The 18435-nt window shown below is 66.1% G+C and carries 16 protein-coding genes; 3 read left to right on the top strand and 13 right to left on the bottom strand.

All coding sequences use genetic code 11. From position 1 onward, the window contains the following. Window positions 1-164: 164 nt before the first annotated feature. The 3 genes from BJF92_RS22515 to oiaX are packed head-to-tail and all read right to left on the bottom strand — an operon-like array spanning window position 165 to window position 3616. The gene (locus BJF92_RS22515) at window positions 165-992 is read right to left on the bottom strand and encodes a phosphogluconate dehydrogenase C-terminal domain-containing protein (RefSeq protein ID WP_075636966.1); all 828 of its coding nucleotides are present in this window, start codon (window positions 990-992) and stop codon (window positions 165-167) included. Between the two features lie 36 nt (window positions 993-1028). After that, on the bottom strand, window positions 1029-2357 hold the full coding sequence (locus tag BJF92_RS22510; RefSeq protein ID WP_075636965.1) for a four-carbon acid sugar kinase family protein: 1329 nt from the start codon (window positions 2355-2357) through the stop codon (window positions 1029-1031). A gap of 5 nt (window positions 2358-2362) precedes the next feature. Further along, entirely contained in the window at window positions 2363-3616 is a 1254-nt protein-coding gene (gene oiaX / locus BJF92_RS22505; protein WP_075636964.1) for a 3-oxo-isoapionate-4-phosphate decarboxylase OiaX, read from the bottom strand. A gap of 404 nt (window positions 3617-4020) precedes the next feature. On the opposite strand from oiaX, the gene BJF92_RS22500 reads away from it, so the two are divergent. After that, window positions 4021-4734: a transcriptional regulator NanR gene (locus BJF92_RS22500; RefSeq protein WP_075636963.1), complete on the top strand. Its 714-nt coding sequence runs from the start codon at window positions 4021-4023 to the stop codon at window positions 4732-4734. Window positions 4735-4925: 191 nt separating this feature from the next. On the opposite strand, the gene BJF92_RS22495 is transcribed toward BJF92_RS22500, so the two are convergent. The 3 genes from BJF92_RS22495 to BJF92_RS22485 form a co-directional block, all read right to left on the bottom strand. Continuing rightward, complete coding sequence (locus BJF92_RS22495; protein ID WP_245294864.1) at window positions 4926-5624, bottom strand: D-lyxose/D-mannose family sugar isomerase; 699 nt, start codon at window positions 5622-5624, stop codon at window positions 4926-4928. A 139-nt stretch (window positions 5625-5763) separates the two neighbouring features. Next, window positions 5764-6552, bottom strand: a complete 789-nt coding sequence (locus BJF92_RS22490) for an SDR family NAD(P)-dependent oxidoreductase (protein ID WP_075636962.1) — start codon at window positions 6550-6552, stop codon at window positions 5764-5766. A 22-nt stretch (window positions 6553-6574) separates the two neighbouring features. Beyond that, window positions 6575-7285 carry a FadR/GntR family transcriptional regulator gene (locus BJF92_RS22485; protein WP_075636961.1) on the bottom strand — a complete coding sequence of 237 codons (711 nt, stop codon included), beginning with the start codon at window positions 7283-7285 and terminating at the stop codon, window positions 6575-6577. 124 nt (window positions 7286-7409) lie between these two features. Here BJF92_RS22485 and uxuA point away from each other — a divergent pair, with 124 nt between their 5' ends. Further along, window positions 7410-8603 carry a mannonate dehydratase gene (gene uxuA / locus BJF92_RS22480; RefSeq protein WP_075636960.1) on the top strand — a complete coding sequence of 398 codons (1194 nt, stop codon included), beginning with the start codon at window positions 7410-7412 and terminating at the stop codon, window positions 8601-8603. Window positions 8604-9057: 454 nt separating this feature from the next. Here the strand turns inward: uxuA and cysN are convergent, their stop codons facing one another. The 5 genes from cysN to betA all read right to left on the bottom strand — a co-directional run bounded on the left by cysN (window position 9058) and on the right by betA (window position 14981). Continuing rightward, window positions 9058-10569 (bottom strand): sulfate adenylyltransferase subunit CysN, encoded by a 1512-nt coding sequence (cysN, locus tag BJF92_RS22475; protein WP_075636959.1) that lies wholly within the window; start codon window positions 10567-10569, stop codon window positions 9058-9060. Then, window positions 10569-11519, bottom strand: a complete 951-nt coding sequence (gene cysD / locus BJF92_RS22470; protein WP_075636958.1) for a sulfate adenylyltransferase subunit CysD — start codon at window positions 11517-11519, stop codon at window positions 10569-10571. The genes cysN and cysD overlap by 1 nt, the downstream gene beginning before the upstream one ends. A gap of 158 nt (window positions 11520-11677) precedes the next feature. Continuing rightward, window positions 11678-12442: a phosphoadenylyl-sulfate reductase gene (locus BJF92_RS22465; protein ID WP_075636957.1), complete on the bottom strand. Its 765-nt coding sequence runs from the start codon at window positions 12440-12442 to the stop codon at window positions 11678-11680. 406 nt (window positions 12443-12848) lie between these two features. Next, the gene (locus BJF92_RS22460; RefSeq protein ID WP_075636956.1) at window positions 12849-13082 is read right to left on the bottom strand and encodes a hypothetical protein; all 234 of its coding nucleotides are present in this window, start codon (window positions 13080-13082) and stop codon (window positions 12849-12851) included. 249 nt (window positions 13083-13331) lie between these two features. Then, window positions 13332-14981, bottom strand: coding sequence for a choline dehydrogenase (gene betA, locus BJF92_RS22455; protein ID WP_075637043.1), 1650 nt, complete (start codon window positions 14979-14981; stop codon window positions 13332-13334). An 80-nt stretch (window positions 14982-15061) separates the two neighbouring features. Here betA and BJF92_RS22450 point away from each other — a divergent pair, with 80 nt between their 5' ends. Beyond that, entirely contained in the window at window positions 15062-15427 is a 366-nt protein-coding gene (locus tag BJF92_RS22450; protein WP_245294863.1) for a helix-turn-helix domain-containing protein, read from the top strand. On the opposite strand, the gene betB is transcribed toward BJF92_RS22450, so the two are convergent. Further along, window positions 15421-16884: a betaine-aldehyde dehydrogenase gene (gene betB / locus BJF92_RS22445; protein ID WP_075636955.1), complete on the bottom strand. Its 1464-nt coding sequence runs from the start codon at window positions 16882-16884 to the stop codon at window positions 15421-15423. The genes BJF92_RS22450 and betB overlap by 7 nt on opposite strands. A gap of 4 nt (window positions 16885-16888) precedes the next feature. Further along, window positions 16889-18424 carry a choline-sulfatase gene (gene betC / locus BJF92_RS22440; RefSeq protein ID WP_075637041.1) on the bottom strand — a complete coding sequence of 512 codons (1536 nt, stop codon included), beginning with the start codon at window positions 18422-18424 and terminating at the stop codon, window positions 16889-16891. Window positions 18425-18435: the final 11 nt, after the last annotated feature.

Genomic DNA, 18435 nt, shown 5'->3' with positions numbered 1-18435 from the left:
ATCCGTCATCGAGGCACTGCGGAAGCCGGCGACCTCGCTTGTGGCACCCCCGTCCGCCCCGCTCTCCCGTCATGCTCGGGCTTGACCCGAGCATCCACCTCCGGTCCTACCTGCAGCAGCCTTCATGGCCGTCACGTCCGGGCGTACCCTCAGCCCCCCATCCGTCACGTAATCCGGCGGATGCTCTCGGCGATTTCCTGCGGCTCGAACACCTTTTTCCAGTCGTCGCGCATCAGCGCGGGAATGCCGAATTCGATGGCCTTGTTGCAGGCATCGGAGAAGACACCGTCCACCTCCTTGAAGATGACCGCGCCGAGCACGTTCATATGGCCGAGCAGGAAGTCGCGCGCGGCCTCGGCCGGCACGCCGCGGGCCACGCATTCGTCCATGGCCTGGCGCATGACGACGAGCAGCGAGGCGCAGACGGTTTCCGACAGGCCGGGCTCCAGGAGCGCCATCTGCTCCACCGTCACGCGGTGCGAGCGCATGACCGGCGCCCAGATCGTGCGGGCGATCTCCTCGCCCAACGCATAGGCTTCTTCCGGGCCCTGCATCAGCGCGGAGACTATGTGCTGCTTGGCGAAGAGGCCGCCGAAATGATCCTTCTTGGCCTGCATCTCCGTTTCGTCGTTGAAGATCGGCGGGTGGCAGGGATGGGTGACGAAATAGGTGAGGTCGGCGCGCGCGGGCAGGTGGCCGGCAAAGGGGGCGGCGGCATCGAGCGCGATGACCATAGTGCCGGGCTTCAGCTGATCGACGATGCCGGCGGCCACCTTGCCGATCGCCGTATCCGGCACGGCGAGGATCACCACCTCGGCGCCGTCGAGCGCCTGCGCCTGGTCCAGGCAGTCGAGACCGAGATCGGTCTTCAGCCGGGTCTTGCCGGCCTCGCTGACCTCGACATGGCGCACATCGAAGCGCGCGCCTTTCAGGTTCTTGGCAAGGCGATAGCCCATCTTGCCGCCGGCGCCGAACAGGGCGATGCTGGTCATTGTGTCCTCCTCAGGATCAAAATTGCGAAACGGATGTCAGCCCGCGCGTCCGGCGCGGATCTGGGAAAAATAATCATCGGCGCCGACCTGCCCGCCCTTGAGCGCGATCTCCAGCCCGTTGGTCGGGGCGTGCGCGCCGTGGCCGGTGCAGAGCGGCGAGCCGGGCGTCTGCGGCAGCGGCAGGCGCGTGGTCAAAGCGTCGATCCGCAGCTCCTTCAGCGCATGGCTCGAAGTATCGCCGCCGGCGATGACGGCGCGGGTCAGCCCCTCCGCCTCCACCAGCCGGCGCAGGATGGTGCCGAGCCGCGCGCCCAGCCGGTGGCGGGCGTCCGCTACGCGGTCGATCTCGCCGCCGCGGTCGGCCGAGGGGCCGAGCGCGGTATAGAGAATGACGCTGCGCCCGGCCTTCAGCCCGGCTAGGCCCTGCGTCACCGCCGTCTCGATGGCGGACGCCCCGTCGCCCTCCGTCAGCGCCAGGGGATCGATCGCGATGCCCTCGAAGCCATCGTCGAGGGCCGCGCGGATCTGCCGTTCGGTGGTGGGCGAGACGCTGCCGGAGACGACGGCGAGCCGCTCCACCGCGCCCGGCGGATCGAAGGCGATGCGCTCGCCGGCAAGGCCCTCCGCCCGCCAGGCGCGCAGCAGCGCATATTCCACGCCCGAGGACCCGGCGAGGAAAGGGGCGGCATCGCGCCCCTGCCAGAGCGCCCGGCCGGCCGCCGCCTGGCTTTCCGCACCATCCACATCGAGAAAGAGAATGGCCTTGCCCTCGTCGCGCGCCTGCGCGATCGCGCCCGCCCCATCGCCCGCCAGCATGGGCAGATCCACGAGGCCGATGGGCAGCGCGGTCTGGCGGGCGAGATGAAGGGTGAGGTCCGACTCGTCCATCGGGGTGACGGGGTGGCGCGCCATGACCGGGTGGCGGTCGATGCGGTACGTGCGGCCCTGATAGGCGGCGAAGAGATGGCCGAAGGCGGTGTAGCGCTTCAGCTCCGGCGCGCCGACGACCACGGGCACCAGCGCCTGGGCGAAGACCTGCCGGCCGATCTCGATCGCCCGGCCGATATTGCCCGTGGCGGGCGCGGAATCGAAGGTGGAGCAGAGCTTGTAATGGGTGAGGGCTGCGCCCTGATCCTTCAGCCAGGAAAAGACGGGCGGCAGCTCCGCCGCCATCCAGTCCGGCGTCTGGCTGCGGCTGGTGCCGGCAATGCCGATGGCGCGGCAATCGGAAAAGCGGGCGCGCAGTTCAGGAGTGGGAATGCCGAGAAAGCAGACGGTGGGCACGCCATGGGCGGCCAGCGCCTCCATCACATCGGTGGAGCCGGTGAAATCATCGCCATAATAGCTGAGCAGCAGATCGGCCATGACGCTCAGTCTCCCTTTCCGCCGCCGAACTTGGCGATCGAGGCCGCAAGCTCGGGATGGTCGAGCGCGTAGCCTTCCAGCGGGATATCGGCCACTGCCGCTTCCCAGGCCTGGCGCACGGCGCGCACGCCGGCTGCCGGCCCCTGGGGGTGGCTGACGATGCCGCCGCCGCAGAGATAGAGAAGATCGGTGGTGCGGCCGGTGCGCCGGTAGGTCTCGGGCGCCTGCCCGCCCCATTGGCCAGAGCCCGCCACCGGCAGGGGCCGGTCGGCTTCAGAGAAAAGCGGCTGCGAGAGCGCCTCGAAGGAGCGCACGAAGCTGTCGTCCGGCTCCCAATATTTCACGCCAATGCCGTTGATCTGGAACTGGTCGACGCCGAGCAGGCGCCAGAACTGCTGGTAGACGCGGAAATCCAGGCCGATGCCGGGATGGCGTGTCAGCATGTCCCAGCCGTTGCGATGGGCATGCAGCACCAGGCCGGAGCGCTTGCGCAGGAAGCTCATGCCGCCGAAGCCGATGGAATTGATGTTGACCACCGCGCAATTGCCGCCGGCCTCAAGCACGAGGTCATGATTGCGCATCATCTCGTCCGGGTCGGCATGGGTAATGCCGAAGGCGATCATCACCTTCTTGCCGGTCTTCTGTTCGTGGTCCCTGACTTTGGGCATGATGGCGGCCACGCGGGCGGCGAGCGGCGAATAGGCCGGGCTCATCAGCTTCTCGTCATCCTTGATGAAGTCGACGCCCGAGGCGATCAGCTCGCCCACCAGCGCCGCCGTCTCGTCAGGCCTGAGGCCAAGCGCCGGCTTGACGATGGTGCCGATGATCGGTCGGTCATATACGCCCGTCAGCCGCCGGCTGCCGTCGATGCCGAATTGCGGGCCGGGATGGGCGCCGGCAAAGGCGGCGGGAAGCGCCATGTCCACCACCCTCAGGCCGGTCAGCCCCTTGATCGAGAAGGCACCACCGATGGCAATGGTCATCAGCGCGGCGAGATCGGTGCCGACGGCATCGAGCGGAAAGGCGATCTCCGCCTCGCCACGATGAATGGGGAGACCCTCGGCCGCTTCCGGCCAGCTGGCGTGCGCGGCATCCGGCAGCCGGCGCACGGAGAGCACGCGGGCGGCCACGCGCGCCTTCAGCGCCTCGGTCTCGCCGGGCACGGGAACGAAGGTGCCGGTCGACTGGTCGCTCGCGATCTTTTCCGCCAGCGCCTCGACGCTGCCGGTCGTCTCGATGCGATAGGTCAGGGTGATCATGCTCACGGACACGCGGCCTCCTCGCCGGCTTTCCTCATCGGCCCTTACGTCCCGCGGCGCCCGAACGGTGCAACAGGACGCGAAATCTTCAACCCGTTGCAGGGTTCGCCGGTGGCTTGCGCGCCGGGATGATGCGCAAGCAAGCGAAACCGCCATATCCGCCGGCCGACCCCATCGGCCGGCATTTTCCGCCAAAGCCTGCTGCCCCGACCGCTTTGACACCGCGGCGGGGGTCTCTTTGCCCGGCCGGCGCTGCTGCCGCGACTGGTGCTCGACAAGCTGTTGCGCCAACTGGTATAATGAGTATGCCAATGATGCAAGCGGTAAATTCCGGGCGGCGCTCAGCGGCCGATGACGGCAGGGGATGGCGATGATAGGAAGGGTGCATGAAGGAGCGAGAGAGCATGAACGGCCCGGCCGAGCCCATTATCCGCCGCAAGCTGTCGGACGAAGTGTTCGAGCGGCTCGAACGGATGATCACCTCGGGCGAGATGCGCCCCGGCGACGAAATGCCATCGGAGCGGACGCTGATGGAGCGCTTCGGCGTCGGCCGCCCGGCCATCCGCGAGGCCATGCAGGCGCTGGCCGGCAAGGGGCTGGTGGCCATCTCCCATGGCGAGCGGGCGCGCGTGCTGGCGGTCACGGCCCAGTCGATCCTGCGGCAGGTGGACCTCACGGCCAAGATCATGCTGTCGCAATCGCAGGACGGGCTGGAAAACCTCAAGAGCGCCCGCATCTTCTTCGAGCGCGGCATGGCGCGCGAGGCGGCGCTGAAAGCAACGGCGGATGATCTCGATGCGCTGGCGGCGATCATCGCCCACCAGCGCGCCATGACCGGCCAGCCGGAAGCCTTCATCGAGGCCGACATGGCCTTTCACGCCCGCATCGCGCGCATCTCCGGCAACCCCATCTTCGCCGCCATCAGCGAGGCGATGCTCGCCTGGCTGCGCACCTACCATACCCATCTGCTGATCTGGGCCGGCAATGAGGCGGTGACGCTCGATGAGCATGCGGGCATTCTCGCCCGGCTGGCCGCAGGCGACGCCGATGGCGCCGAGGCCGCCATGCGCGACCATCTGGAGCGGGCCCGAGCGCTCTACACCCACGAGCGCGGCTGAAGGCGCGCAAGCGCCGGCCTTGTGTACAAGGCTTGACCTGGCGCGCCGGAGCATGGGGTCGAGTGCCGGACGAATGCACGGCATGGCCATCATGGACGGGCTTTACAGCCGCCTCCATCACGCCGGCTGAGAGAGACAAGGGGATGCGCGTGGCAGAGCCCCTGTGTCCCCGTCCGGTGGTCAGGGCCGCCTCACCGCAGCCAGGTCGCGTAGTCGGAAACGAGCAGGCGATAGGGCGCCTCGTCCTCCTCGATGCCGGAAAAGCGGGTGACCGCGGGATCCTCGAACAGATTGTCGGTGGCGTCGTCATTCACGGTCGAGACCTCGGCAACGAAGACATCGCCGCCTTCCGCCCAGAAGGAATGCCAGTCGCCCGGCTTCAAGGTGACGCTCTCACCCGGCGCCAGATGCAGCCGGCCGCCCGGCGGCAGCGCGCGGGCGATCCCGTCGCACATCACCGTGGTGCCCTTGGTGCGGTCGCAGGCGCCATCGGTCGCGCCATGCAGCTCGATCACCAGCGTGCCGCCGCCGCGATTGATGATGTCCTCGGTCTTGATCACATGCGCATGGTTCGGTGTCACCTGATCCTTGGCGGCGATCATCGCCTTTTCCGCATAGACCATGCCGCCGCCGCGCTTCAGCTCCTCCAGCCGGCCATTGCGGGTGGTAAAGAGCAAAAGGCCGGTGCCGGCGAAATCGCCGAGCCCGAAATCGGTGATGTCCCAGCCGAGGCCGGCCTCGACGATGGCGCCGATCTCGGACTTGCGCGCCTGGAAATCCTTTGGCTCCCACCGGCCGAAGGGCGGCAGGACAAAGTGGAAGCGGTCGAAAAACGCCTCGGCCTCGCGGATGATGCGGTTGATCTCGCTGCGGCGGATCTTGTGGGTCATGCTGGTTCCTCCCTTGCCTGCGCTCCGCTCCGCCTCTCCTGACGGTGGCGCGGTGGCAGGCCACTGTTTCCATGCTGCCGACCGCGCCCCTCTTGCCGTCGGGCGCGGCCGCGTCTCATCGTCAAATGCCGCGCCGTTTTCAGCGCACGCCGATCCCCGCCGTCAGCCCGCCATCGATGCGGTGGTCGGAGCCGGTGATGAAGCCGGCATCGTCGGAGGCGAGGAAGGCCACCAGCGCCGCCACCTCTTCCGGCTCGCCGATCCGCCCGAGCGGATGGGCCGCGCCGAAGCGCTGGAACACGGCCTCGATATCGGCATCCGGCCCCTCGAAGGTGCGCGCCGCCAGCGCCAGGATCGGCGTGCGCACCGAGCCGGGGCTGATGGAGACGACGCGGATGCGATCGGCGGCGAAGTCGAGCGCCATGGCCCGGGTCATGGCATGGATCGCGCCTTTCGAGGCGACATAAGCCGAAACGCCGGACTGGCAGGCATGGCCCTGTACGCTGGAGAGATTGACGATGACGCCGCCGCCGCGCCGGCGCATCTCCGGCACGCCGAACTGCGCCGTCAGGTGGATGGAGCCGACATTGACGGTCATGCAGCGCAGGAAGCTGGCGAAATCGGAGGTCTCCGCCGTGCCGTAAGGATGGACGGCCGCCGCATTGACGATGATGTCGATCCCGGGGCCGCCGGCGCCGATCTCGGCAAAGGCCAGCGCCACCGCCTCGGGATCCGCCACGTCGGTGCGACGCACGCTCAGCGCCAGACCCTCGCCCTCTGCCAGCGCCTGCAGCGCCGCATTGGCCTCGGCATCGATGCCGAGTGCCGCCACCCGCGCTCCGGCCCGGGCCAGATGCAGCGCCACTGCGCGGCCGATCCCGGTCGTGCCGGTGACCACCGCCGTCTTGTCGGTGAAATCCTGCGCCATGCGTCCTCCCTCGCGTCTTTCCTTATGGGCGCGGCGGCTTGCCGCCTGCAGCCTTTGCCTCGATGAAGACCAGCCCCGCGCGCAGGTGCCGGTCCATATGATAGGTGAAGGCGATCCGGTCGCGGCGGCGCAGCGCCTCCAGAATGGCCTCGTGCTCGGCAAAGACGGTGGCAAGCGTCTCGCGCTCGGATTTGCCTGAGAGCATCAGCCGCTGGATCACCGGCTTCAGCATGCCATAGGTCTGCGTCAGCGTGCGGTTGCCGGCCGCTGTTACCAGAAGCAGATGAAAGTCGAAGTCCCGCGCGGAGGCATCTTCCGCATCGCCTGCCGCCAGAAGCGCGGCATTGGTATTCGACATGGCGGCGAGATCGGCGTCGGTCAGATGGTCCATCAGCAGATCGAACAGGTTCATCTCCGTCAGCCGGCGGTAACCCTGAATGTCGTGAAAGGCATCGGCGGAAATATCCAGCGCGAAGGCGAGAAGGTCGCGCATGGCGCTCTGGTGCTGGTCGGTCAAAACCGCGCCCAGCTTCTGGCGCGACTGGGCGATGCCATAGGCCTTCAGCGTGCGAAAAGCCTCGCGCACCGTGTTGCGGCTGGCGGAGAACATGTCGGCCAGCTCCGCCTCGCTCGGCAGCACATCGCCGACGCCCAGGCCCCGCGCGCGGATCAGCGCCCGGATCTGCCCGACCATCTCGTCCACGGCCGAGGCCTTGACCTCCTGCTCCGTCATTCCGCCCAACTCCTCATGCGCTCCCTTGGTAATATGTTGGGCTTATTTTGGCAAATCCATTTCAAACTTGCCTCCGACAGATTTCGATGGCCATATTGCCCGACAATTAGTGGAGGAGAAGCCCATGTTGGAGAGCTGGCGCTGGTTCGGGCGCAATGATCCGGTGACGCTGTCGCATGCGCGCCAGGCGGGTGCGAAGGGCATCGTCACGGCGCTGCATCACATCTATGACGGCCGCGCCTGGAGCCTGGAGGATGTGCAGGCGCACAAGGCCGAGGTGGAGGCCGCCGGTCTCGTCTGGTCGGTCTGCGAGTCCATTCCCGTGCCCTCGGCCATCAAGCTTCGCAATGCCGACTGGCGCGCCGCCGTCGACCGCTGGAAGGACAGCCTCGCCAGCATCGGCCGCGCCGGCATTCCCGTGGTCTGCTACAATTTCATGCCCGTGGTCGACTGGACCCGCACGCAGCTGCGCTATCCCATGCCGTCGGGTGGCCTGGCGCTGCGGTTCGACATGGTCGATTTCGTCGCCTATGACGTGCTGGTGCTCAAACGCCGGGGTGCGGAGGAGAGCTATGCGCCGGCGCTGATCGATGCGGCGCGTGCGCGCCTTGCCGGCCTGTCCGAGGACGAGATCGCGGCGCTGGAAACCAACATCATCGCCGGCCTGCCGGGCAAGGAAGACAGCCACAGCCGCGAGGGCATCCGCCGCGAGATCGCCGCCTATGACGGGCTGACGCCTGAGGACATGCGCAGCCATCTGGTGGATTTCCTGCGCGAGGTGGTGCCGGTGGCGGTGGAGCATGGGGTGAAGCTCGCCATCCACCCCGACGACCCGCCGTTCTCGCTCTTCGGCCTGCCGCGCGTCGTCTCGACCACGCAGGACATCGAGACGATCCTCGGCGCGGTCGACCACGAGGCCAATGGCCTGACGCTCTGCGCCGGCTCCTACGGCTCGCGGCCGGACAATGACCTGCCGGCCATGGCCGCGCGCTTTGCCGAGCGCATTCACTTCGTCCATCTGCGCAATGTTCTGAAGGACGCCGATGGGTCCTTCACCGAATCGGATCATCTCGATGGCGATGTCGATATGGTGGCGCTGGTGCAGGCACTGCGCCGGGAGGAACATCGCCGCGCCGCCGCCGGCCGTGCCGACAGCAGCATCCCCTTCCGCCCCGATCACGGGCATCTCCTGATCGATGACCAGACCAAGCTGGTCAATCCCGGCTATTCCTGCATCGGCCGGCTGAAGGGCCTGGCGGAATTGCGCGGCGTCATCACCGCCGTTGACCGGCTGGCGGCAGGGCAGGCGGCCGCCTGAGGGCGGCTTCCACGTGCCGAAAACGACATCGCCGCCCGAAGAGGACCTCGGGCGGTGATGGGTGTTGCATCCTGATTAAGGGTAACCGAATTAGGCAGCGGTTCGGTTATAGCCGGCACCGACACGCGGCCGCCAAAAAAGCAATGGGCTGCGGTAAACTTGACTACAATACATCACACAACGGCTTCGTCGTGTAGCCCCCTCATCCGCCTGCCGGCACCTTCTCCCCGATGGGGAGAAGAGACTTGCGGCGCGGTCCCGCGTCCTCTCAGTTGCCGCAGAAACTGCTGGTGCATGGTACGCGTAGCGCCATGTTGTGGCTCTGCGCTATCGGCTGGGTCTCTTCTCCCCATCGGGGAGAAGGTGCCGGCAGGCGGATGAGGGGGGCGGACATGGCAAAACCTTTGCATCACGTCCTGCCCAACCTCATGCGCGCCTTCGTGGCTCGATGCGCTTAGCCGTCGATCTCATCCAGAAGCGCGCTGGCCTTGGCAGCGGTCACGCGGCGGATGTCCACCTCGTCGCGGCGGGCGGCGAAGAGGGCGCTGGCCAAGATCTCTTCGGCCAGATCGGCCGGGAGCGACAGGATCACCCGGGCATCGTCCTGATGCAGGCCGCCCATGGAGGAGCGCTTGGCCGTGATCATGCCGCCGGCCACCGTATTGTTGGTGTCGGGGTCGATCAAGATGAAGGCGCCGGTGGCGCGGTTGGCCTCATAGGGGTCGAAGATCGCCTGCTCGTCGAAGGAGAGGTGCACCTTGCCGATGGCGTTCATGGCCAGCGCCTCGGCGCCTACCCACTTGCCGCTCTGCAGGTCCAGCTTCTGCACCGGCTGAACGGTGACGCGCTGGCGGCGCGCGCCGCTCTTCAGCCAGTAGCGCTTGTTCGGCTGGATGCCTTCGGCCTGCAGCGCCACAAGCTGCGCGTCGAAATGCAGCCCGATCTGCGGCTGGCCTTCCAGCGAGACGATCATGTCGCCGCGCGAAATGTCGACCTGGCGGTCGAGCACCAGCGTGATGGCGTCGCCGGCCACGGCCGCATTGCGCACCAGATCGAAGGTGACGATCTTGGCGACATTGGCCACCATGCCGGACGGCAGGATGACGACGGAATCGCCCGGCTTGACCGAGCCTCCGGCCACCGTTCCCTGATAGCCGCGGAAGCTTTCGCCAGGGCGCGAGACGCGCTGCACCGGCAGGCGGAAGCCCACCGTCTGACCCGAGCGCACGGTTGCCTGTTCCAGCACCTCGACCAGCGTCGGGCCGTCATACCAGCGCATGGCGGCCCCGCCGTCCAGCACGACGTTCTCGCCCTTCAGCGCCGACATCGGAATGGCGGTGATCTGGCGTACGCCGAGCGACAGAGCCAGCTCGCGGAACTCGCGGGCAATCGCATCGAAGCGGGCCTGATCGTAGCCGACGAGGTCGATCTTGTTGACGGCCAGAACGAACTGGCGGATGCCCATCAGCGTGGCGATGGTCGCGTGGCGGCGGGTCTGTTCCAGAAGACCGGCGCGGGCATCGACCAGCAGCACGGCGAGATCGGCGGTGGAAGCGCCGGTGGCCATGTTGCGGGTATATTGCTCATGGCCGGGCGTGTCAGCGACGATGAAGGAGCGCTTGTCAGTCGAGAAATAGCGATAGGCGACATCGATGGTGATGCCCTGTTCGCGCTCGGCCTGCAGCCCGTCCAGCAGCAGGGCGAAATCGGGCAGGCCAAGATCGTTCTGCTGGCCGGAGTCGCGGCGCAGCGTGGCGGCCTGGTCTTCCTTCACCGCCTTGGTGTCCCAGAGCAGGCGGCCAATCAGGGTCGACTTGCCGTCATCCACGCTGCCGCAGGTGATGAGCCGGAGCGGGCGCGTGTCGCGGATCTGGCGATGGGCCTCGGTCGCGGGGAAAGCGGTGACCTCGGCGGTCGCGCCGTGGTCGGCGGCGATCGTCTGGTGGGCGAAACCGGTAGAGCTCATCAGAAATATCCTTCGCGCTTCTTCTTTTCCATCGAGCCGGACTGGTCGCGGTCAATGGCGCGGCCCTGGCGTTCGGAGACGGTGGCAGTTTCCAGCTCGGCGATAATGTCGTCGAGCGTGGTGGCATGCGAGTGAATGGCGCCCGTCAGCGGGAAACAGCCCAGCGTGCGGAAGCGGATCATGTCTTCCTGCAGGACCTCGCCGGGCTTCAGCTCCAGCCGCTTGTCCTCGGCCAGGATCATCATGCCGTCACGCTCGACGAAGGGCCGCTTCTTGGCGAAGTACAGCGGCACGATCGGAATCTCTTCGGCCTGAATGTAGCGCCAGATATCGACCTCGGTCCAGTTCGAGAGCGGGAAAGCGCGCACGCTCTCGCCCTTTCTGATCATGCCGTTGTAAATATTCCACAGTTCCGGGCGCTGGTTGCGCGGGTCCCAGCGGTGGTCCGGCGTGCGGAAGGAGTAGATCCGCTCCTTGGCGCGGCTTGCCTCCTCGTCGCGGCGGGCGCCGCCGAAGGCCGCGTCATACTTGCCGGCGTCCAGCGCATTGCGCAGCGTCTCGGTCTTCATCACGTCGGTGTAAAAGGCCGAACCGTGGGTGAAGGGCGTGATGTTCTCAGCCGCGCCGCGCGGATTGATGTGCTCGACGAGGTCGAGATCGTACTGGCGGACCATCTCGTCGCGGAACGTGATCATCTCCGCGAATTTCCAGCCGGTGTTCACATGCAGGAGCGGGAAGGGCACGCGGCCGGGATAGAAGGCCTTGCGCGCCAGGTGCAGCAGCACCGACGAATCCTTGCCGACCGAATAGAGCATGACGGGACGCTCGAATTCCGCAGCGACTTCGCGGAAGATATGGATCGCTTCGTTTTCCAGCGCCTTCAGATGCGGATCGAGCGGGGCCTTGGACGGCCGTTCGGCCTGTCTTGTGTCGTGAGCTGTGCCTTGCATCGTCTGTCTGCTTCTCTCTTGCGCCCGTCAGGCGTCTCGTATGGGTTATCCCCTGACGCTGCCTCTCATCAATGAAGAGAATGGCGGGGGCAGGGCGGAAGCCGGCTTTTGTGCGTCTCTCCTGACGGAGAAGGCCGGCGAAGTCTTGATGTGATCGCTCAGGCCGGGGTCGGAACCTTCTCGGCCGGCCGGGCCGTGATCGGCGTGGCCTCGGCCACGTGCAGTCCGCATTCGCGCTTCATGTCGTTCTCCCACCACCAGCGGCCGGCGCGCTCGGGCTCGCCGGGCTTGATCGCCCGGGTGCAGGGCTCGCAGCCGATCGACGGATAGCCGCGTGCATGCAGCGGGTTGACCGGCACGTCATGCTCGGCGACGTACGCCTTGACCGTCTCGATGTCCCAGTCGGCCAGCGGGTTGATCTTGATCAGGCCGCGATCGAAATCCGCCTCTGCGAAGGGCGTATCCGCCCGGTTGCCGGACTGGCCGCGCCGCAAGCCGGTGATCCAGAAGCGGGCGCCTTCCAGCGCGCGGGCCAGCGGCTTGACCTTACGCACGCCGCAGCAGGCATGGCGGGCCTCGACGCTGTCGTAAAAGCCGTTCAGCCCGTATTGCGCGGCATAGGCGTCCACATCGGCCTTTTCGGGATGAAAGCGGACGATCTCGAGGTCGTAAGCGGCCTCGGTCTCGTCGATCAGCGCCAGGGTTGCGGCAAACAGGCGGCCCGTCTCCAGCGTGACGACCGCGATGCTGCGACAGTGCCCGCCGATCGCCGCGGTGATCACCTGGTCCTCGATGCCGAGCGAAGTGGTGAACACGGCGCGGCCATCCAGGCTGCCGACCAGCGCCAGCCGTTCGGCCAGCGAAAGCGGCGCGAGCTGGCGGTCGAGGAGTGCGGCCTCGGCCGCAAGGTCATGCACAGACATGGAGATGGTCCCGTTTATGATGGGAAGGACTATCGCAGCCTTTGCCTGCCAAAGACAGGAAAAGCGATTTCCATTGCTGCGCCTGCGGGGCAAATATCTCCAACTTGCCGGGAAATCCTGAAAAATCTAGTAGTTATATAGAGTATTTCCGGCCCGACAAGCGCTTTCAAACACGCTTCTCTGCCTTCTTTCGAGTCGCCGCTGTTTGAAGCTTTGTCAGGAAACCGGCTCTACTGTTGGGGGCATCACGCGCCGGCTCATCTCCCGGATCAACAGATAGGGAGGAGCTTGGTCCGCACGCTCGGGCACGTCAAAAGGGGTGCAACCACAGCAACGCCGCCGTTCCCCTGCAATGGCTGCGGCTTGCGTGCCCGGCTGCCTGTGCGCTGACACGTCTATGCGCCGGCTATTTTCCGGCGCGGGCGGCGGCCATGTCCAGCGATGGCATGATCAGCCGCGCCGGATCGCTGCCGTTCTCTTCCGAGGACATCACCATGCGGCCCTTGGCGCGCTCGTCCACCGCCCAGTTGAACAGTGTGATCGCGTCGCGGGCGATATCCGTAACCTTGGTCTTGCTGCCAAGACGCGCCTGAAGCTTCGCAACCACCTCATCGGGTATCTGCAGCCGAAGTTCAGCCATGACCTTTTTCCTCCGCCAGGCCCAATGCGAGTCCCGAAATTATCCAATTCCGGTCCAATGCAGAGAGAGTGCGGGGGTTTCCTTTCGGAAATCAAGCCTGCAATAGGGTTTTTTTTGTGGGATCGGTGGAAATTTAACAGTTTGTCCAGTCTCGATCCGGCCTGACCGTGGTTTTACGACCTTGCTGTGGAGAAAACCAAGCTTTGCGGTGCCGGCGGGCGGTCTCTTGCCGCCGCCGGCAAGGCTTGGTCAGCGGTCGCTGACGGCCGCCCTTGGATTGGTCCAGGGTTCCTGGTTGGAGCGGGCGAGCGGCGCCTTGCCGAGAATATGGTCGGCCGCCTTCTCGCCGGTCATGATCGACGGGCTGTTGAGATTGCCATAGGTGACATGGGGGAAGATGGAGCTGTCGGCCACGCGCAGGCCCTCCACCCCGATCACCCGGCATTCGGGATCGACCACGGCCATGGGGTCGTCCGCCCGGCCCATGCGGCAGGTGCCGCAGGGGTGATAGGCGCTTTCCAGATGCTCGCGCAGGAAGGCGTCGATCTGATCGTCGCTCTGCACGGCCTCGCCCGGCTGGATCTCCGGCCCGCGAAAGGCGTCGAAGGCCTTCTGGCCGAAGATCTCGCGCGTCAGCCGCACGCAATGGCGGAACTTCTCCCAGTCTTCCGGATGGCTCATATAGTTGAAGCGGATCACCGGATCGGCAGAAGGGTCGGGCGAGCGCAGCGTGACATTCCCGCGCGATTTCGACAGGTTGTAGCCGACATGGACCTGGAAGCCATGGCTCTTGGCGGCAGCCTTGCCGTCATAGGAGATGGCGACGGGAAGGAAGTGATATTGAATGTCCGGCTGCTTCAGCCCGGGGGCGGAGCGCAGGAAAGCGCAGGCCTCGAACTGGTTGGAGGCGCCAAGGCCGCCCTTCGACAGGAGCCATTGCGCACCGGCGACGCCCTGCCAGAACCAGGGCAGCCAGGAATAGAGCGAGACCGGCTTGGTGGAGATCTGCTGGAAGTAGAACTCCATGTGATCCTGCAGATTGGCGCCCACACCGGGCCGGTCGGCGATGACGGGAATGCCCATGGCCTGGAGATGGGCGGCCGGGCCGATGCCCGACAGCATCAGGAGCTTCGGCGAATTGAAGGAGGAGGCCGAGACGATCACCTCGCGCCGGGCGCGGATGGTGGTGAGCGCCTTGCCCTGGCGGATCTCGACGCCCTTGGCCACGCCGTTCTCGATGACGATGCGCTCGGCCAGGCCATGGACCACCTCGACATTGCCGCGCTTCATCGCCGGGCGCAGATAGGCATTGGCCGCCGACCAGCGCCGCCCCTTGTAGATGGTCTGCTCCATCAGGCCGAAGCCTTCCTGCTTGGAGCCGTTATAATCGGCGGTTTCCTCGAAGCCCGCTTGCTTGCCGGCCTGGATGAAGGCGTGGAACAGCGGGTTCTTCACCGGGCCGCGCTGCACATGCAGCGGCCCGTCCGTGCCGCGCCAGCCCTCCTCGCCGCCATGGGAGGTTTCCATCCGCTTGAAGTATGGCAGCACATCGGCATAGGCCCAGCCGCTGGCGCCCAGCGCCTCCCAGCGGTTGAAGTCCTCGGCATGGCCGCGTACATAGACCAGCCCGTTGATCGAGGAGGAGCCACCCAGCACCTTGCCGCGCGGCGCGGTGATGCGGCGGTTGTTGAGATTCGGCTCCGGCTCGGAGAGATAGCCCCAATTATAGCGCTTCATGCTCATCGGCCAGGCGAGCGCTGCCGGCATCTGGATGAAGGGCCCGAAATCCGAACCGCCGGCCTCGATGACGATCACCTTGTGCCGCCCGTCCTCGGACAGGCGATAGGCGATCGCCGAGCCCGCCGAGCCGGAGCCGATGATGACGAAATCCGCTTCTATGGTCATGATCTTCATTCCCTCATATGCTAATGGAGGCGACGGGCGGACGGAAAGGACTGGAGATCGCTGGCGACGATATCTTGAACGGAATCGACATTCGCAGGGTGACGATCGACGGCAGAGCCTATGTCCAGATCGCCGAAGAGGATTTCGAGGATCTGGTCGATGGCCTGCAAACCGATGTGATCCTCGCGCGCATTGCCGCTGGCGAGGAGACCTGGCCCATGGAACTGGTCGAGGAATTGATCGACACCGACAGCCGCATCCGCACCTATCGCAATCTGACCGTCTCCGAACTCGCCGCCGCCGCCGGCATCTCGCAGCCCTATCTCTCCGAGATCGAGGCGGTGAAGAAGACCGGCTCGGTCGACGTTCTCAAGCGCATCGCCGGCGTGCTGAAGGTCGATCTGGACGATCTCGTGGTGGAGCGCGACGCCCATCAATAGGGCGCCTCGACCTTGCCCATGCCGACATAGACCGTCTTCAGCTCGCTGTAATGCTCCAACGCGGCCAGCGCGTTCTCGCGACCGAAGCCGGACTGCTTGGAGCCGCCGAAGGGGATTTCGACCGGGCAGAGATTGTAGCTGTTGATCCAGAGCGTGCCGGCTTCCAGCCGGTCGACCATGCGGTGGGCCCGGGTCATGTCGGCCGTGAAGACGCCGGCGGCGAGCCCGAATTCGCTGGCATTGGCGCGGGCGAGCACATCCTCCTCGTCCTGGAAGTCCAGCACGCACATGACAGGCCCGAAGATCTCCTCACGCGCGATGGTCATGTCGTCGGTCACGTCGGCAAAGACGGTCGGCTGGATATAGGTGCCTTCACCCGGCACATGGTTGGGAATGCCGCCGCCGGTGACGAGCCGCGCGCCTTCGGCCTGACCCTTGGCGATATAGTCCAGCACCTTGGCGCGCTGAGCGGCCGAGACCATCGGCCCGAGCTGGGTTTCTTCGTCCATCGGATCACCGATCTTGATGGCTTCCGTCCGGGCCTTCAGCCGCTCGAGGAAGGGCGCCTTGATCGCCTTGTGCACGAAGACGCGGGTGGCGTTGGAGCAGACCTGGCCGGTGGAATAGAAATTGCCGAGCATGGCGCCGCCGATGGCGGACTCGAGATCGGCATCGTCGAAGACGATCAGCGGCGATTTGCCGCCAAGCTCCATGGTCACATGCTTGAGATGGCCGGCAGCCGCCGCCGCTACCTTGCGCCCCGTCGGCACCGAGCCGGTCAGCGAGACCTTGGCGACATCGGGATGCTCCACCAGGAGCGGGCCGGTGGTGCGGTCGCCCTGGATGACATTGTAGAGCCCCTTGGGCAGGCCGGCCTCGATCAGGATCTCGGCGATCTTTAAGGCGCCGAGCGGCGTGTTTTCCGAAGGCTTGAACACCATGGCATTGCCGGCCACCAGCGCCGGCGCGCCCTTCCAGCAGGCGATCTGCTGCGGATAGTTCCAGGCGCCGATGCCCACGCAGACGCCGAGCGGCACGCGCTTGGTATAGGCAAAATCGGCCCCGAGCGGGATGTGGCTGCCATTGAGGCCGACGGCGGCGATGCCGCCGAAGAATTCAAAGGCATCCGCGCCCGAGGTCGGGTCGGCGACGATGGTTTCCTGGATCGGCTTGCCGGTGTCGAGCGTCTCCAGCTCGGAAAGCTCCCGGTTGCGCGCGCGCATGATCTCGGCGGCGCGTTTCAGGATGCGGCCGCGCGCCGTCGGGCTCATCGCCGCCCAGTCCTTCTGCGCGCGCTTGGCCGAGGCCACGGCCTTTTCGACGATCGCGGGGGTTGCGGCATGCAGCCTGGCGATCACCTCGCCCGTGGCGGGGTAGATGCTGTCGAAGGGGGTGCCGGCTTCATCCTCGACATAGGCGCCGTCGATGAAATGGGAGGCGGGTGGCTGAGCTCTCATCGGATTATTCCCCTCGCGGATAACGTTTGCTGTCCTCGAGATTGTCGAGGTTCATGTGGTTGCGCATGTAGCGTTCGGAGGCGTCGCGCAGCGGCTGGTGGTCCCACGGATAATAGGCGCCGTTGCGCAGCGCCTCGTAGACCACCCAGCGCCGCGCCTGACTCTCGCGCACGGCGGCGTCGAAGGCCTCCATGTCCCAGCGCGCCTCGCGCATCTGGCGGAAAGCCTCGAGCGTGGCGGCAGTGGCGGCGTCGGGCGGCGCAAGCGCGAGATTGTTGAGCTCGTGCGGATCGGCCTCGAGATCGAAGAGCTGGTCCGGGTCGAGGGGACAATGGGTGTATTTCCACTTGCCCTCGCGGATCGCCACCATCGGCGCATGCGAGGCCTCGGCGGCATATTCCATCAGCACCGGAGCGCTGCGCGGCGCCGCGCCTGTGATGACCGGCACGAGGCTTTCGCCATCGGTCCAGGGCATGATTTCGTCCATGGAAATGCCGGCGAGATCGCAGAGCGTCGGCGTCACGTCGAGATTGGAGACGGGGGCGGCGTGCAGGCCGGCGGCAACGCCGGGACCGGCGATCATCAGCGGCACACGGGCCGATCCCTCGAAGAAGTTCATCTTGAACCACAGTCCGCGCTCGCCCAGCATGTCGCCATGGTCCGAGCAGAACAGGATCAGCGTGTCATCGAGCATCCGCGTGCGGCTGAGCGTGTCGACGAGCTCGCCGACCTTTTCGTCGAGATAGGAGATATTGGCGAAATAGGCGCGGCGGGAGCGGCGTACGTCCTCCTGCGTGATGTCGAAGCTGGCATAGTCGCAGGCCGCGAGGATGCGCCGGGAATGCGGGTCCTGCTCGGCCAGCATGCCGATTTCGGGCTCCAGATGGGCGCAGTCCTCATAAAGATCCCAGAACTTTCGCCGGGCGACATAGGGGTCGTGCGGATGGGTGAAGGAGGCGACGAGGCACCAGGGCCGGCGGGCGGGATCGTCGTTTTCGCGCGCCAGATGATAGAGCTTCTGGTTGGCGAGGAAGGCGACCTCGTCGTCATATTCCATCTGGTTGGTGATCTCGGCCACACCGGCGCCCGTCACCGAACCCATATTGTGATACCACCAGTCGATCCGCTCGCCGGGCTTGCGATAGTCGGGCGTCCAGCCGAAATCTGCGGGGTAGATGTCCGTCGTCAGCCGCTCCTCGAAGCCGTGCAGCTGGTCGGGGCCGACGAAATGCATCTTGCCCGACAGCGCGGTGTAATAGCCGGCGCGGCGCAGGTGATGGGCGAAGGTGGGGATGGAGGAGACATATTCGGCGGCATTGTCATAGACGCGGGTGCGGCTCGGCAATTGCCCAGCCATGAAGGAGGCGCGCGCCGGGGCGCAGAGCGGCGAGGAGGTGTAGTTGTTGGCAAAGCGGGCCGAGCGGCCGGCCAGCGCTTTCAAATGCGGCGCATGGAGGAAATCGGCCGGCCCGTCGGGAAACAAGGTCCCGTTGAGCTGATCGACCATGATCACCAGGATGTTCGGCTTCGCGCCCGTCATCTTCGCCACCT

This window comes from Xaviernesmea rhizosphaerae, from assembly GCF_001938945.1.
Taxonomy (GTDB): Bacteria; Pseudomonadota; Alphaproteobacteria; order Rhizobiales; family Rhizobiaceae; genus Xaviernesmea; species Xaviernesmea rhizosphaerae.
Note: the sequence above shows the minus strand (reverse complement) of the source record. Positions and strands in the feature narration are given on the sequence as shown.

Excerpts from the sequence above, each read along its gene's own strand:
- BJF92_RS22515 (WP_075636966.1), bottom strand. The coding sequence starts at position 992 with ATGACCAGCATCGCCCTGTTCGGCGCCGGCGGCAAGATGGGCTATCGC.
- BJF92_RS22510 (WP_075636965.1), bottom strand. The coding sequence starts at position 2,357 with ATGGCCGATCTGCTGCTCAGCTATTATGGCGATGATTTCACCGGCTCC.
- oiaX (WP_075636964.1), bottom strand. The coding sequence starts at position 3,616 with ATGATCACCCTGACCTATCGCATCGAGACGACCGGCAGCGTCGAGGCG.
- BJF92_RS22500 (WP_075636963.1), top strand. The coding sequence starts at position 4,021 with ATGAACGGCCCGGCCGAGCCCATTATCCGCCGCAAGCTGTCGGACGAA.
- BJF92_RS22495 (WP_245294864.1), bottom strand. The coding sequence starts at position 5,624 with ATGACCCACAAGATCCGCCGCAGCGAGATCAACCGCATCATCCGCGAG.
- BJF92_RS22490 (WP_075636962.1), bottom strand. The coding sequence starts at position 6,552 with ATGGCGCAGGATTTCACCGACAAGACGGCGGTGGTCACCGGCACGACC.
- BJF92_RS22485 (WP_075636961.1), bottom strand. The coding sequence starts at position 7,285 with ATGACGGAGCAGGAGGTCAAGGCCTCGGCCGTGGACGAGATGGTCGGG.
- uxuA (WP_075636960.1), top strand. The coding sequence starts at position 7,410 with ATGTTGGAGAGCTGGCGCTGGTTCGGGCGCAATGATCCGGTGACGCTG.
- cysN (WP_075636959.1), bottom strand. The coding sequence starts at position 10,569 with ATGAGCTCTACCGGTTTCGCCCACCAGACGATCGCCGCCGACCACGGC.
- cysD (WP_075636958.1), bottom strand. The coding sequence starts at position 11,519 with ATGCAAGGCACAGCTCACGACACAAGACAGGCCGAACGGCCGTCCAAG.
- BJF92_RS22465 (WP_075636957.1), bottom strand. The coding sequence starts at position 12,442 with ATGTCTGTGCATGACCTTGCGGCCGAGGCCGCACTCCTCGACCGCCAG.
- BJF92_RS22460 (WP_075636956.1), bottom strand. The coding sequence starts at position 13,082 with ATGGCTGAACTTCGGCTGCAGATACCCGATGAGGTGGTTGCGAAGCTT.
- betB (WP_075636955.1), bottom strand. The coding sequence starts at position 16,884 with ATGAGAGCTCAGCCACCCGCCTCCCATTTCATCGACGGCGCCTATGTC.
- betC (WP_075637041.1), bottom strand. The coding sequence starts at position 18,424 with ATGACGGGCGCGAAGCCGAACATCCTGGTGATCATGGTCGATCAGCTC.